Source organism: Flavobacterium sp. (genome assembly GCF_044377315.1).
In the GTDB taxonomy this organism is placed as follows: domain Bacteria; phylum Bacteroidota; class Bacteroidia; order Flavobacteriales; family Flavobacteriaceae; genus Flavobacterium.
The window spans coordinates 53,593-67,208 of the sequence record NZ_JBILJG010000003.1 but is presented as its reverse complement, the minus strand read 5'-3'; the positions used below and the strand labels follow the sequence as shown (position 1 = coordinate 67,208).

General features: G+C 29.5%; 10 protein-coding genes. 3 read left to right on the top strand and 7 right to left on the bottom strand.

Features of this window, described 5'->3' with window-relative positions; all coding sequences use genetic code 11:
* Window positions 1-42: 42 nt before the first annotated feature.
* Both rpsB and tsf read left to right on the top strand, forming a co-directional pair.
* On the top strand, window positions 43-852 hold the full coding sequence (rpsB, locus tag ACIQ66_RS01625) for a 30S ribosomal protein S2 (protein ID WP_396211071.1): 810 nt from the start codon (window positions 43-45) through the stop codon (window positions 850-852).
* 141 nt (window positions 853-993) lie between these two features.
* Window positions 994-1,818, top strand: a complete 825-nt coding sequence (gene tsf, locus ACIQ66_RS01620; RefSeq protein ID WP_396211070.1) for a translation elongation factor Ts — start codon at window positions 994-996, stop codon at window positions 1,816-1,818.
* Between the two features lie 422 nt (window positions 1,819-2,240).
* Here the strand turns inward: tsf and ACIQ66_RS01615 are convergent, their stop codons facing one another.
* The 7 genes from ACIQ66_RS01615 to ACIQ66_RS01585 form a co-directional block, all read right to left on the bottom strand.
* Window positions 2,241-3,101 carry a thiopeptide-type bacteriocin biosynthesis protein gene (locus tag ACIQ66_RS01615; RefSeq protein ID WP_396211069.1) on the bottom strand — a complete coding sequence of 287 codons (861 nt, stop codon included), beginning with the start codon at window positions 3,099-3,101 and terminating at the stop codon, window positions 2,241-2,243.
* Between the two features lie 3 nt (window positions 3,102-3,104).
* Window positions 3,105-5,306 carry a lantibiotic dehydratase family protein gene (locus ACIQ66_RS01610; protein WP_396211068.1) on the bottom strand — a complete coding sequence of 734 codons (2,202 nt, stop codon included), beginning with the start codon at window positions 5,304-5,306 and terminating at the stop codon, window positions 3,105-3,107.
* 13 nt (window positions 5,307-5,319) lie between these two features.
* Window positions 5,320-7,485 carry a prolyl oligopeptidase family serine peptidase gene (locus tag ACIQ66_RS01605; RefSeq protein ID WP_396211067.1) on the bottom strand — a complete coding sequence of 722 codons (2,166 nt, stop codon included), beginning with the start codon at window positions 7,483-7,485 and terminating at the stop codon, window positions 5,320-5,322.
* Window positions 7,482-9,104 (bottom strand): S8 family serine peptidase, encoded by a 1,623-nt coding sequence (locus ACIQ66_RS01600; protein ID WP_396211066.1) that lies wholly within the window; start codon window positions 9,102-9,104, stop codon window positions 7,482-7,484. The genes ACIQ66_RS01605 and ACIQ66_RS01600 overlap by 4 nt, the downstream gene beginning before the upstream one ends.
* 91 nt (window positions 9,105-9,195) lie before the next feature.
* Complete coding sequence (locus ACIQ66_RS01595; RefSeq protein WP_396211065.1) at window positions 9,196-10,884, bottom strand: S8 family peptidase; 1,689 nt, start codon at window positions 10,882-10,884, stop codon at window positions 9,196-9,198.
* Between the two features lie 76 nt (window positions 10,885-10,960).
* Window positions 10,961-11,116: a hypothetical protein gene (locus ACIQ66_RS01590; protein ID WP_396211064.1), complete on the bottom strand. Its 156-nt coding sequence runs from the start codon at window positions 11,114-11,116 to the stop codon at window positions 10,961-10,963.
* 141 nt (window positions 11,117-11,257) lie between these two features.
* A complete protein-coding gene (locus ACIQ66_RS01585; RefSeq protein ID WP_396211063.1) occupies window positions 11,258-12,880 on the bottom strand; it encodes a helix-turn-helix domain-containing protein in 1,623 nt (540 codons plus the stop codon).
* A 559-nt stretch (window positions 12,881-13,439) separates the two neighbouring features.
* Between ACIQ66_RS01585 and ACIQ66_RS01580 the strand changes: the two genes are divergently transcribed.
* Window positions 13,440-13,601 carry a hypothetical protein gene (locus ACIQ66_RS01580; RefSeq protein ID WP_396211062.1) on the top strand — a complete coding sequence of 54 codons (162 nt, stop codon included), beginning with the start codon at window positions 13,440-13,442 and terminating at the stop codon, window positions 13,599-13,601.
* Window positions 13,602-13,616: the final 15 nt, after the last annotated feature.

Sequence of the window (13,616 nt, the reverse complement as noted above, 5' to 3'; positions counted from 1 at the left end):
AAAAAGCATTGCTAATTCAACAGAACGTAAACTAAGAAAAAAATGTCAAACAAAGTAGAAGTAAAAGAATTACTAGAAGCAGGTGTTCATTTCGGACACATGACTAGAAAATGGGATCCAAACATGGCTCCTTATATTTATATGGAACGTAATGGTATTCACATTATCAATCTATATAAAACTGCAGCAAAAATTGAAGAAGCTAACGAAGCTATGAAAAAAATTGCTGCATCTGGTAGAAAAATATTATTCGTTGCTACCAAAAAACAAGCTAAAGATATCGTTGCTGAAAAAGCAAAAGCAGCTAACATGCCATACATCACTGAAAGATGGCCTGGTGGAATGTTAACTAACTTTGTTACTATCAGAAAAGCGGTTAAAAAAATGTCTTCTATTGATAAAATGAAGAAAGATGGTACTTTCATGACTTTATCTAAAAAAGAACGTTTACAAGTAGATCGTCTTCGTGCTAAATTAGAGAAAAACTTAGGTTCTATCGCTGATATGTCACGTCTTCCTGCTGCTTTATTCGTAGTAGATATTAAAGCAGAACACATTGCTATTAAAGAAGCTCAAAAATTAAACATTCCAGTTTTTGCAATGGTTGATACAAACTCTGACCCACGTGAGGTTGATTATGTAATTCCTGCAAATGATGATGCTTCTAAATCAATTGATAAAATTTTATCTTTAGTAACAGCTGCTGTTATTGATGGTCTTGCAAACAGAAACTCTGATGCAGCTCCAGAAGAAGTTGCTGAAGTTAGCGAAGAAACGGAAGTTGCAGAAGTGGTTGCTGAGGCAAAAACTACTGAAGCTGAAGTTACTGAAGAAACTAAAACTGAAGAATAAAAACATAGTAAATTCCAAACTATAAATTCCAAATTCCAAAAAGTTGTCAATAATTTGATGATTTAGTAAAATTGGAATTTGGGATTTGTAAATTGGAATTTCTTTTTTTACAAAAAATTAAAACATTTAATATAAAACAATATGGCAACAATTACTGCTGCAGACGTAAATAAATTAAGAACAGCTACAGGTGCAGGAATGATGGACTGCAAAAAAGCACTTGTTGAAGCTGATGGAGATTTTGATTTAGCAATCGAAAACCTTCGTAAAAAAGGGCAAAAAGTAGCCGCTAACAGATCTGATAGAGAATCTACTGAAGGTGCTGTTATCGCTGTTGTGAATGATGCAAAAACCGAAGGTGTTGTAGTTTCTCTTAACTGTGAAACTGACTTCGTAGGTAAAAATGAAGGGTTTGTAAAATTAGCTACAGATTTAGCTAATCTTGCTTTGAACTTTAAAGATAAGGAATCTTTCTTAGCAGCTGATTTCAAAGGAATTACTGTTGCTGAAAAATTAATTGAGCAAACAGGTGTAATTGGAGAAAAAATCGAAATCGGTTCTTTTGAAAGATTAGAAGGAACTTTTGTTGGTTCTTACATCCACGCTGGTAACAAAATCGCAACTTTAGTTTCGCTTTCTGCTAATGTAGCAGGTGGTGATGAGGTAGCCAGAAACGTAGCAATGCAAGCGGCAGCAATGTCTCCAATCGCATTAAACGAAGAAGGTGTTGATTCTGAAACTGTTGCTAAAGAAATTGAAATAGCTAAAGATTTATTACGTCAAGAAGGAAAACCAGAAGCAATGCTTGATAGTATCGCTAAAGGAAAATTACAACGTTTCTTCAAAGACAATACATTAGTAAACCAAGATTATATTAAAGATGGTAAATTGAGTGTTGCTCAATACGTACAATCTTTAGATAAAAGTCTTGTAGTTACTGGTTTTAGAAGAGCTGCTTTAGGATAATATTTCTAAAGACTAGATAAAAAAAGGATGTTTGATTTTTCAAATATCCTTTTTTGTTTTATAAAACTTCTATGTTATCGCAAATGTCTTACTAGTGAATATCGAGTAGTATTTGAAGTTACAAAAAACATAAAAGCTTATTGGAGATTTACTTTTGCAGTAACTAAAATATAAATCACAGACGCTAAAAGTATAAATGAAGTCGCTAGCAATATAAACGAAGTTCCTAATATTATAACTGCCATTGCTAATTTTAACTTTATGGGATACTGCCTTTGCAATGTTTTTTGCATGACCTACTTCTGAAATTGTTACCATAATGCTAAGAATTAAAGATTACTAACTATTCTTAACGAGAAGTTTTGCAAAGTAGTATTTTTAGTTATTTTAGAAATTTATTAAAGTTTATCACTAATGTTAGATTATGTTACTTCTTGAAAATATGTTAATTTTTTATAATATCTAAACAAATGATCATAAATTAAGCATTCATAAGTTCTCTGCCTAGATGTGTATTGACGGTTGAGCATCATGTGGATATGGCTGCTTAAAAAAGAGTATTTTGAGATTTGTAAATTATTAATTATTATAGATTTTATATCTTCTATTTTACTTTTTTTTCCTAGTGCAATAGAATAGATTTCCTCATATTCCTTTTGTCTCTCATGAGATAGAAAAAGTTCTATATCTTTACCTAATTCTCTATAGTTTTTATCAAACTCTTTTCTTAATTGCTTACTAGCTTCAAATTCATTCTTAAAAGATTCTTGCAAATTATTCATCATTTCTAACTTTTCAGACACATGTAGAGAAAAAGAATTCAATAAACTATCAATTGCCAAAAAACTAAAAAGCAATTGCGTTTTTTCATCTTCAAGATAGGGTTTTATAGTACTATATTGAATTATCATTTCACTATCAAAGTGAAACATGGATTCAGATGCTTCAATGGTGCTAGTTCCATATCGTTCTATTTCTCTTTGATAGGTGTCAGTTTGTAGTTTCCAAACTAAATCTTGCTGAATTAGTTCATCAAAAATTGGATATAATGCACGAATTACAATTTCTACTTTTTCGATTGAGTCACAATTAAATCTTATTCTAATGTGGTCATCGGGATCATTGTATCTTATAAAAAACCATTTTGTTATCGTTTTATTTTCTTGAAGTAAACTAATAATAGGATATAATTTTTCGGTTAAAATAACATCGGCTGTTTTAACTCCTGTGTATATTTTGTAATACAACCATTCACTGCCCAAACAAAAACTTCTCTTAATCATTATTTATGCCTTTTCGTTGAAAAATGATAGTATTATTTGATTGGTGAAATTTTCTCCAAGCGTATTTTTAACAACGGTATCATTAGAAAAAAGAAACTCTTCTAAAATTATTTGGTTGCTATTTTTTACAGACTTAAGAAATAATTTAATACCAATTTCAACTTCTAAATCTAACAATAATAAGTTGTCAGATTGCACCCAGTTTACATATCTTGGAATTCTTTTTTGTGTTTTCCATATTGAAAAAGCATGAGATAGCTCATGTTCTTTTAATGAGTAAAATACTTTAATTTCTTCACTACTAATACTCCATTTAGCTTTAGAAATAATCACATCTTTATAATATACTCTTGGGAAAAAGTTGTAATGCGTTTCTAACGTTCCCCAATTGAAACTATAAATTGGTTTTTTATTTTGTGATTGTAAATCACAAAGAAAATGATAAATCGGTAATGTGTTTTTACCATAATTGTGGGCATTTGATAAACATGGAATTACTTCTTTATTCAATCTTTTAGAACGTAAAACAATACCGTTGTCTTTTATACTAATCAGTAAGTCTGTAATAGCAATTTGATTTTTACTTGGAACATTTGATTTAGTTAGATAAGGTATTTCATATTTTCTTAAAATAGGTCTTCTTAGAATATTGCCTGTTCTAGCTTGGGGAATATGAACGACTTCGGCTAAAATTTTATCATCATAGAATTCATTTTCTCTATTTATGATTTCAGTTGTTAAATCATAAATAGACTTGTTTGAATTGCAAAACCTACCCAATAATTTAGCAGCGCTCATTCCTCCAGCAGAATCTATTACTATTTGCTCATTATCGTCATTTTTTAGTAATTCAATCATAACAGAAAAGGTAGCAGGAGTATTAACCCAGTTTGATTTGAAATCAGGAAAATCACTTTCATCTAGTAGTATATGAGAATCATTATGAATTGATTCAAGCAATTTCTTCTGAAGAATGTACTCTTTTTTAGTCCATTTTTCTTGAGTCAAACTGCTCGTTTTCCCATTAAAAGAAAATTGATCGAGAATAGGATGAGAATCTTTCATGTCGTCACTCAAATAGCCTATTCCTAGTTCTGTATCTAAAGCCAGCGTTAATGGAATTTCTCTATCTTCATATCTTTTCTGAAATGTTTTACTAAAGTTAGTTATTGAAACAGAAGTTTCATACTCAGTTATTCCATTGAGAAAATTGATTGCTTGTTGAGTTTTACTAATGATTTTCTTGTCCATTACATTAGCAAGATCACTGCAATTCATATCTGTTTGAAAGAGATGCTTTTCCTGATAATTAACTTTTAGTTTATCAACTACTTTTCTAATTTCTTTGTAGTTGGTTTTATTTGGAATGAGATGTTCGTCAATTAGTTGCAATTTTTCTTTAATTTTTAATAAAGAACTGTATTCATTTTTTAAAGTTGGAATTGTTTTACTAATTTTTAAAAAAGTAGCCAGTTCATCACTGCCCGTAATGGTAGTTTCAAGATTACTTATTAGAATTTGAGATTCAATTAGTTCTAAAATAAACTCTTTTGCTTCATCTTTTTCAGAATGGTCTTGTGTAAGAACATCTATTAATTCTGTTATTGTAAGACCTTTTTGGGCTTTTAACAATAGTTTATCTAAATAACTTGATTTTCGGATAGAGTTAATTTTATATTCTCTATTATTATCAACCATTTCGTATTCTATATACCTGTAAAAATCTGCAATAACATATAAAGAATTGTTTGGGGAATAAACTAAATAGGGTATAACATCCTCTCTTTTGTTTATTTTTTGGATAAACTCTGACCAAAATGACATATCGAACTTTGTGGATCTTTTGTGCTTTTCTTTTGCACTGATGACAATGTTGGTTTGATTGTCAATTTTTCCAACAGAACATCCTGCAAAAAGACCAAATGGAGTACATCTTGAAGTTATTCTGGCTAAATATTTAAGTAGTGTTATTTCTAATGCTTCTAGCTTTTCAGTAGAGAATAATGACGGGTCTTTTTTATATCTCTCAATCGCTTCCATTAAATCAGGTGATGCAATAGTAAGTGCTTCTTTGATGAAATTGTTATTATAAAATTGCAGTAACTTATCAAATGAATAGTTACTTACTAAATCCTTATAATTTGATATTGGAAATGAGGGTGTTCTTAAAACATAGTTTTTAAATGGTTTTACAGTATGTTGCATTATTTAAACTACCTTATTTTTTTTTAGACTGGGTTTTATGATTGCCTAATTGCCAGTAAAAAAAAGAAAACTTTTCAGTAGCGTTTTTGTATATGTTTTCATAAGTAGTATCTCCTCCATGACCACCATTCATATCTACATTCAAAAAAATTGGATTATTACTCCCATTGTAGGCTTGTAACTTTGCCGCAAACTTCGCTGGCTCCCATGCAATTACTCTTGGATCGTTTAGTCCTGCGGTTATCATTGTTGCGGGATAGTGGACTCCTTTTTTTATATGGTGGTAGGCATCCATCTCAAGTAGTGCTTTAAACTCATTTTCTTTTTCTACTGTTCCAAACTCTTTTACATTATTTGGTCCATTAGGTGTGTTTTCACTTCTCATTGCATTTAACATTCCGACTTCGATTAAAGCAGCCTTGAATAGGTCTGGGCGTTCTGTAATTGCTCTTCCTATTAATATACCTCCTGCACTTACCCCTCTTATCCCGATGTAGTTAGGTGCGGTATATTTTTCTTTGATAAGATATTCTGCGCTTGTTATCATATCTTTCCAAGTATTGGGTTTTGTTTCCTTAAAACCATCCTTGTGCCAAGCATCCCCTTTTTCGCCTCCTCCTCTAACATGAGTTCTTACAATCATTCCTCCGTCTAAAACCCATAACAAAGAAGATCTGGAAAAATAAGGGTCGTTGGATATCCCATAACTTCCATAGCCATCCATTATTACCTTATTCTTTTTATTTTTCTTTAGTCCCTTTTTATACATTAGGGTTAGTGGAAGGTCTTTGCCGTCATGTGTTTTGATTTCAATTTCTTCTATTACAACATTTTCTATTTCAGGGTATTGTGCTGATTCTGCAAATTCTTCGAGGCTAAAATTGTTTGTATCTATATCATATTTATATCTTTTATTAGACAGAGTCCAACCCGAGCATGTAATCCAAATATCTGATTTTTTTAAATCGGAAGTATTCATTGTAATGTTTCCAGCAACTACTGGAAGTGTTATTTTTCGGTAGCTTCCGTTACTATATAAATACAATTGACTTTCAACTCCATTTTTTTGGGTTGTAAAATAGACCCCGTCTTTTGTTATGGTAAAAGAAACAATTACTTCATTTTTTAAATCGTCACATAAGATTTGAGGTGATTTGAAATCTGGAGCTTTTATGGGTGTTTTACAAAGTTTTGTTAGATTGTTTTCTTCTGACAGGTATATTAGTTCATCATTACTAACTTGAAAAAGACTTACTCTCTCTTCTTTGGGTATTAGTAATTTCCATTTTATTTTTTCGGTGTAGCTTTGATCTATTTCAGAGTAATAGTAATTATTATATCTTGAGACTCCTCCCAGATAAGAAAAAATATAGTCATCATATTCCGAAGAAAAAGCAACAATTGGAAAATCTTCACGATTGATTTTTATTTCGGGATCGTTTTTTCTTGAAAATACATCTACCATTGTATCGGGATTTGTTCCTAGTTTGTATAGAACTGATTGGGTATTTTTTATAAAGTCATCGGATGTATGATCTATTACAGGGATGTGAATATAAATAAAACCAGAATCATCTTTTAACCATTGGATTCCTCCAAGGTCACTAGGCCATGTATGGGTTATAATTTCTGGGAGACATTTTTTTTGTTCTATATCATATATTAAGATGTCTGCAATTTCTTTTCCTCCTTCGGTCAATGCTATAGCTACTTTATCGCCATCATTAGAAGGTTTATAATAGCTAATTACATACTTTGTAGTAGTGCTATTTTTATACGTTATCGGATCAAATATTAGTATTTCTTCGCCTATAAAGCCATCACGATAATAAAGTTTCTCATAGTCATCTCCCGTTTTCATTTTTAGGTAAAAGTAACGGTCATGTTTAGTTACCCTAATAGTATGGTGGTAAAACTTATTTCTTTTATCCATTTCAATAAGTCTGTCATGAAAACTAGTATTGAATTTGCTCTTTAGAGTTTGACTGGTGTATTCAGCTTGTTTTTTTAACCAATTTATATTGGTCGAATCATTTAGGTTTTCTAAATTACGATATTCATCAGTTATCTTAACGCCATGATATTCGTCTATAGATGGTATTGATGGAGCTAATGGTGGTTTTTGAGCTAAGGCTAATTGACTTAAAACTAGCAAAAATGCTATAATTATTTTTCTCATTTTTTCGTATTCATTTCTTTCGCCATTTTCATAGCATTATAAACATTTAAAACTCTCCCTGATTTTGATAATTCTTTAAAAGGAACTTTTTTTCCATCACCATTTGGCACCAACACTTCAATATCATATTCGCTGCCAGAATTCAAAATAATTTGCTTTACTTCTTGAACCGATAAATTTGGGTAATACAGCCAAATTAATGCGGCTGTACCAGAAACCATAGGAGCCGCTAGTGAAGTACCAGAATCTGTCTGATATCGATTATCAGGAATAGTGGTGTAAACATCACTTCCTGGTGCAAATAAATCCACATTTTGTTTTCCGTAATTTGAAAAACTTGAAACCATAGTGCTGTCAACTTTATTGGTTATTGAACCCACATTAATAAAATTATCACTAACTTCTCTTGGGTTTTGATAATCACTATCATTAGGATATTTTGGGTTACTGTCAATGTCGAGGCTATCATTTCCTGCAATACCCACAACTAACACATTATTTTTTTCAGCGTATTTTATGGCTTCAAGAACCCAATCTAAGTGCAAAGAAAATTCTTTGTAAAAAGACATGTTGATTACTTTTGCTCCATTATCTACGGCATATCTTATGGCTAGTGCAATGTCTTTGTCTTCTTCATCTCCAGAACAGGAGGTTACCAAAGGCATTATTTTTATGTTTTTGGAAAACCCCCTTATACCTGTGGAGTTATCTGGATTAGCGGCAATAATTCCTGATACTTCAGTATTATGTGTGTTATATTTTCTAATCCCTTTTATGGTTAGATTTAGCTTATTACTTCCATAATTGTTTTCTAACTTATTTGGGTCGTCTCCTATGAAGTTTCTGTGGTCAAAATTGATATTGTAACTTTTGTTATAAAGGGAGTCTACTTGTTCTCTGTTTTCGATAATCTTTTCTAGACTACCTTGATCATAGTCTATTTGTAATTTCATAAAATCAATCAATGCCCCTAGGTCTTTATCATTGTCGAGTCTTCTTTGTCTAAAGGTTTTATCATTAGTTTTATATTTTGTATATAAACTGTCTAATTGTTGATAAGTGTAATCTTCTTTTGGGAAAAAGTATTTTAATGTGTCTTTTACTTTTGGAAATAAATTAGCGCTATAATTTAAAACTTCTAACCAATTTTTATGATAATTTCGATCGGCTTCATATCTATCAACAGCTCTTAGGTATTCTTTGAAATTATTATGATCTTCTTTATTTATTTCTTCTATTTTTTTACCCTCAAATTTTCCTCTATATTTTCTTATGATTCTAACACTTTCAAAATTATACCAAACAGTATAATTGTTACTTTTTGTTGTTAGATAATTCCAGCCATTAATGTCATCTATATAACCGTTTTTATCATCATCTACATTGTTATTTGGAATCTCCTTTGGATTTGTCCATAATTGACCCTGTAAATCTTCATGATTTGTATCTAATTGGGTATCTATCACAGCAACAATTAGATTGTTATTGTTTTTCTTACCCTTATTGTCTAACTCCCATTTGTTTAGAGATATGCCAGGAATACCATCTTGTATATAATCTTTTTTATACCATGCTTTATTGTCTTGTTTTTGCAAATTAGTAACGTTGCTTTTATACATACTGCAACTAACTATTAAAAGTAAAAATGGTATTGTTTTGTAAAAAGATTTCATAGAGTTATATTATTTTAAGGCTTATCTTTATATATGCTTACTTTTTTTTCTTACTCATTTCTTTCGCCATTTTCATAGCATTATACACATTTAAAACTCTGCCTGATTTAGATAATTCTTTAAAAGGAACTTTTTTACCTTCACCATTTGGGACTAATACCTCAATATCATATTCGCTACCTGAATTTAATATAATTTGCTTTACTTCTTGAACCGATAAATTTGGATAATATGACCAAATTAATGCAGCCGTACCTGAAACCATTGGTGCTGAGAAAGATGTTCCTGATCCTGTTTCATATTGGTTTTCAGGTATAGCTGTATAAATATCACTTCCTGGTGCGAACAAATCAACATTTTGTTTTCCATAGTTTGAAAAATCTGAGACTAAAGAAGCACCTACTTTATTGGTAATTGAACCAACACAAATAAAATTATTGCTAATCTCTTTTGGGTTTTGGTGATCACTGTCATTTGGATATTTTGGGTTTACATCAATATCAAAGCCATCATTACCAGCGCAATGCACAATTAAAACATTGTTTTTTTCTGCATATTTTATAGCGTCAAAAACCCACTCTTTATTTAGAGAAAAATCTTTGGAAAAAGACATGTTAATTACTTTTGCTCCATTATCTACTGCATATCTTATTGCTAACGCAATGTCCTTATCGTGCTCATCTCCTGAAGCTGAAGCAGTTAATGGCATTATTTTTATATTATTTGAAAAACCATCAATTCCTTTTTTATTATCTCTTTTGGCAGCAATTATACTTGATACTTTTGTGTTATGACCTTGATATTTTCTAATTCCTTTAATGTTGGCACATACGTTATTTGTTCCATACCCATTGTCGAATTTTAAGGGATCATCTCCTATATAAACTCTTTCATTATAATCTATGTTAAAGCATTTGTTGTAAAGTGAGTCAACTTGGATTTTCTTTTCAATTACTTCTTCAACTGTTTTTTCATCTAACTCAAATCGCACTCTCATGAAATCAATTAGAGCTCCAAGATCTTGGTCTTTGTCTAATCGTCTTTGTCTAAATATTTTATCGTTTATTTTATAAATTTTATACAAACTGTCTAGTTGTTCATATGAATAATCCTCTTTTGGGAAAAAGTGTTTGAGGGTGTCTTTTGACTTAGGAAAAAAAGTTTCAGCATATACTAATGAATTTAACCAATTTTCATGAACTGCTCTTTCACTCTCTAACATTTTTAACGCTCTTTGGTACTCTTCATATCTATTCAGGTCTTTGTGTTCTATTTCACTTTGTTTTTTTTCTTGGAAGTGTGGTTTCCACTCTCGAACACATCTTACGTATTCATAATTTTCCCAAACTATATAATTGCCACTTTTGGTACCAAGAAAATTCCATCCGTTAACATCATCAATATAACCGTTTTTATCATCATCAATTCTATTATTTGGAATTTCTTTCAGATTTGTCCATAATTGACCTTGTAAATCTTCATGGTATATATCTATTTGACAATCTATGGTAGCAACAATTATATCTTTACATTTTATTTTATTGTGATTGTTTTTTAACCATTCGTTATATGATATCCCTGGGATATTGTCAGTTGAAAAATCATTAAAATACCATTGTTTCGTTGGAGATTTTGATACTAACGCAGGCTGATCTTGATTAATTACTTTATGAGTTTTACAACATATAAGTATAAAAAGTATAATTAAAAGATATAGTTTTTTCATTTTTAAACTATTTAAAAAAAATGTTCCCTAAAAGTATAATTATGTAATTAAACTTTTAGGGAACTTTAAATTTGTATTAACCATTTCCTCCTTTAGAAGCTACTTTAGTTGCGTCTTGACCACCTATAGGGTCTTCATTCGCACCTCCAATGATTTTATTCATTGATGATTTTTTCAATTTAGCTACTTCAAATTTTTCTAATGTAAATTTGCTTTCTTTTTTTGTTTTCATAATTTTTAGTTTTTAGTTAAAATAATTTTAGATTTAAAACTATCCAAATGTAGAAATATTTTACTTTTACAATATAAAAAAATATAAGTGTATATAGAAATTCGGGAATTTCGTGTTTTAATCGCTATAAAACATTGATTATCAATTACTATTTTTATCTAATTCTTTTATAAAAAAACTAGGTTTAATTCCTGTTTTCTTAAAAAAAGCAGTTGAAAAAGATTCTGCCGAATTAAACCCACATTCAATTGCGATAGCTTGCAAGTTATATTTACGCATTTTTTTATCTTCTTTCAATACTAAAATTATGTAGTCAATTCTTAAATCGTTTATATAAGTAACAAACGATTTTTCTTTATATTCATTTACAATTTTTGATAAATATTTACTATTTGTTTCAAACTCATCGGCTAAAGAGTTTATTGATATTTTTGAATTTATATAGCCTTTTTCTTTTTCAAATAATTTTAGCTTTTGAATTATTTGATCAATTATTTCTTTTGAAATTGTAGCGTTCTTACTCTCTACAAAGTTTTTCTCAATCGTAACGGTTTCACTATTTTTATTAATTTCAGCCTCTTTAATAATTTCTTCAAAACGGAGATGGTATATTTTTTTCATACTTTGCTGGTACAAAATCAAAATCAAAATCAATACTATTAAACCAACAACACCCCAAATAAAATAATTGTTTTTATTTTTTAATGAGTTGATTAGTGCTTCCTTATCTCTTTGTAAATAAGGAAAATCATATTCTTTTTTTAGTAAATTGTTTAGCTCCTTGTAGTTGTTTTGTAATACGCTATCAATTTCCATATATTTTGATAGGTACTTTAATTGGTTCTTATTATCGTTTTTTTGTTTGTAATACTTTATTAAAAATCTATACCCACTCGTAAATTCTGGAGTCATTATTTCGTTGTTTAATTCATAAATTGAATCAACTTTCTTATAATTAATTACTGCTAATTCATTTTTATTTAATCCTTCATAAGCTTTTCCATAATAGAAAAAAGAAGCGAAAATATTCTCAGTGTTTTTTAATGATTCTAATTTAGGTAAAGCTTTATTAATACTATCAATTGCGGCTTTGTAGTTTTTCTTTAGTATTTGATTAGCACCTTCATTAAGAATAAACATGTAATGAAAATTTTCATTCTTTGTAGCTTTAGTTTCTATATATCCCAATTTATTGTAAAATGCACAAGAATCAACTTGCTTAAGAGATTTATAAACATCTGCTAAACCAAAAATTGAGTAATGATAATCTAATAAATATTTCTTACTTCGAGTACTTTTATTTTTATAATAATTATAACATTCTTTATATAAAACTAAGGCTTCTTCAACTTCTCCAAGGTTCTCTGATTTAGTTATAGCAATATTTCCTCTAATGATATAATAAAAATCTATGTTGTTAGTAAGAGCGGCTTTTTCGGCTAGCTTATAATTTGTAATAGCATCTTTATATCTATGTTGTTCTGTTAAAATGATGGCTTTGTCACAGTAAGGTGCCATGGGATAAAGCGTGTCTTTACGGTCATTTTTTGAATATAGTATTGAACTATCCAAAAGTTTTAATGCTTTTATTTTATCAGTTTTAAAATTTAATAATGCTTTTAAATAATAACCTTTTGCAATTCTTATATTATTTTTTTCATTTTTTGCTCTACTTAAATATATTGTGGCAATTTTTTCTTTTTCAGACACTCTTTGGGAATTATTATAAATATTTCTCAATTGATCATAATCTAACTTTTTCAAATTGTTTTTTTCTTGGCATAATGATATAGAAACTGAAAAAAGAAATAGAAAACAAAAAGATTTAAAAAATTTCATGCGGATTTGGGTGTATATTTAAAATGAAAATAACTAAATAATTGAGCAATGATACATCTTTTTTCCTTATGTTGTATGGAAATAAAATTTTTAACAAAAATTGCAAATAGCAGATAATTAGACAATTAAGTTTTTATTTTCCTTGTTTTCAGGAATTTAGACACGAAATTCATGAATTTCGATATACTTAGTTTGGATAGCATTTAGACTTCCTATAGTTTTGGTATCAGGAAAAGAGGTTGATTTTGGTTAAACGCTTTTCTATCTAATAGGCCAAATTAGGTTGGGATTGAGTCAGCTGTTTAGGTAACCCATTAAAAAAACTGAGCAAAAGAATTATCAGATTTCTAAAACTGTTTCACTTTTAAAAGGAAAAGGTTGGCTTTTTAGAAGTGGTGGAACTACCAACCAAAAAAAAACAGTCTTACTCTTTAAAAATGCTAGACACATTAAGTAAGACTGCTAATAGTAAAATACAAATATAATGAAAAAGTTAAGTTTAGATGATTTTAAACAAATCGCAGAAAATGTTCAGCCTCAAGAGATAATGCAGCAAATTGAAGGAGGTGCTTGGTCAGATTGTCATGGATTTTGGGGACAGTTACGCAAATTTGCATTAGATGCAATTGATCGAATGACTGATTAATTTATTAAAAAACAA

Bases quoted from the DNA above. Each gene is read 5' to 3' on its own strand.
- rpsB (WP_396211071.1), top strand. From the start codon at position 43: ATGTCAAACAAAGTAGAAGTAAAAGAATTACTAGAAGCAGGTGTTCAT.
- tsf (WP_396211070.1), top strand. From the start codon at position 994: ATGGCAACAATTACTGCTGCAGACGTAAATAAATTAAGAACAGCTACA.
- ACIQ66_RS01615 (WP_396211069.1), bottom strand. From the start codon at position 3,101: ATGATTAAGAGAAGTTTTTGTTTGGGCAGTGAATGGTTGTATTACAAA.
- ACIQ66_RS01610 (WP_396211068.1), bottom strand. From the start codon at position 5,306: ATGCAACATACTGTAAAACCATTTAAAAACTATGTTTTAAGAACACCC.
- ACIQ66_RS01605 (WP_396211067.1), bottom strand. From the start codon at position 7,485: ATGAGAAAAATAATTATAGCATTTTTGCTAGTTTTAAGTCAATTAGCC.
- ACIQ66_RS01600 (WP_396211066.1), bottom strand. From the start codon at position 9,104: ATGTATAAAAGCAACGTTACTAATTTGCAAAAACAAGACAATAAAGCA.
- ACIQ66_RS01595 (WP_396211065.1), bottom strand. From the start codon at position 10,884: ATGAAAAAACTATATCTTTTAATTATACTTTTTATACTTATATGTTGT.
- ACIQ66_RS01590 (WP_396211064.1), bottom strand. From the start codon at position 11,116: ATGAAAACAAAAAAAGAAAGCAAATTTACATTAGAAAAATTTGAAGTA.
- ACIQ66_RS01580 (WP_396211062.1), top strand. From the start codon at position 13,440: ATGAAAAAGTTAAGTTTAGATGATTTTAAACAAATCGCAGAAAATGTT.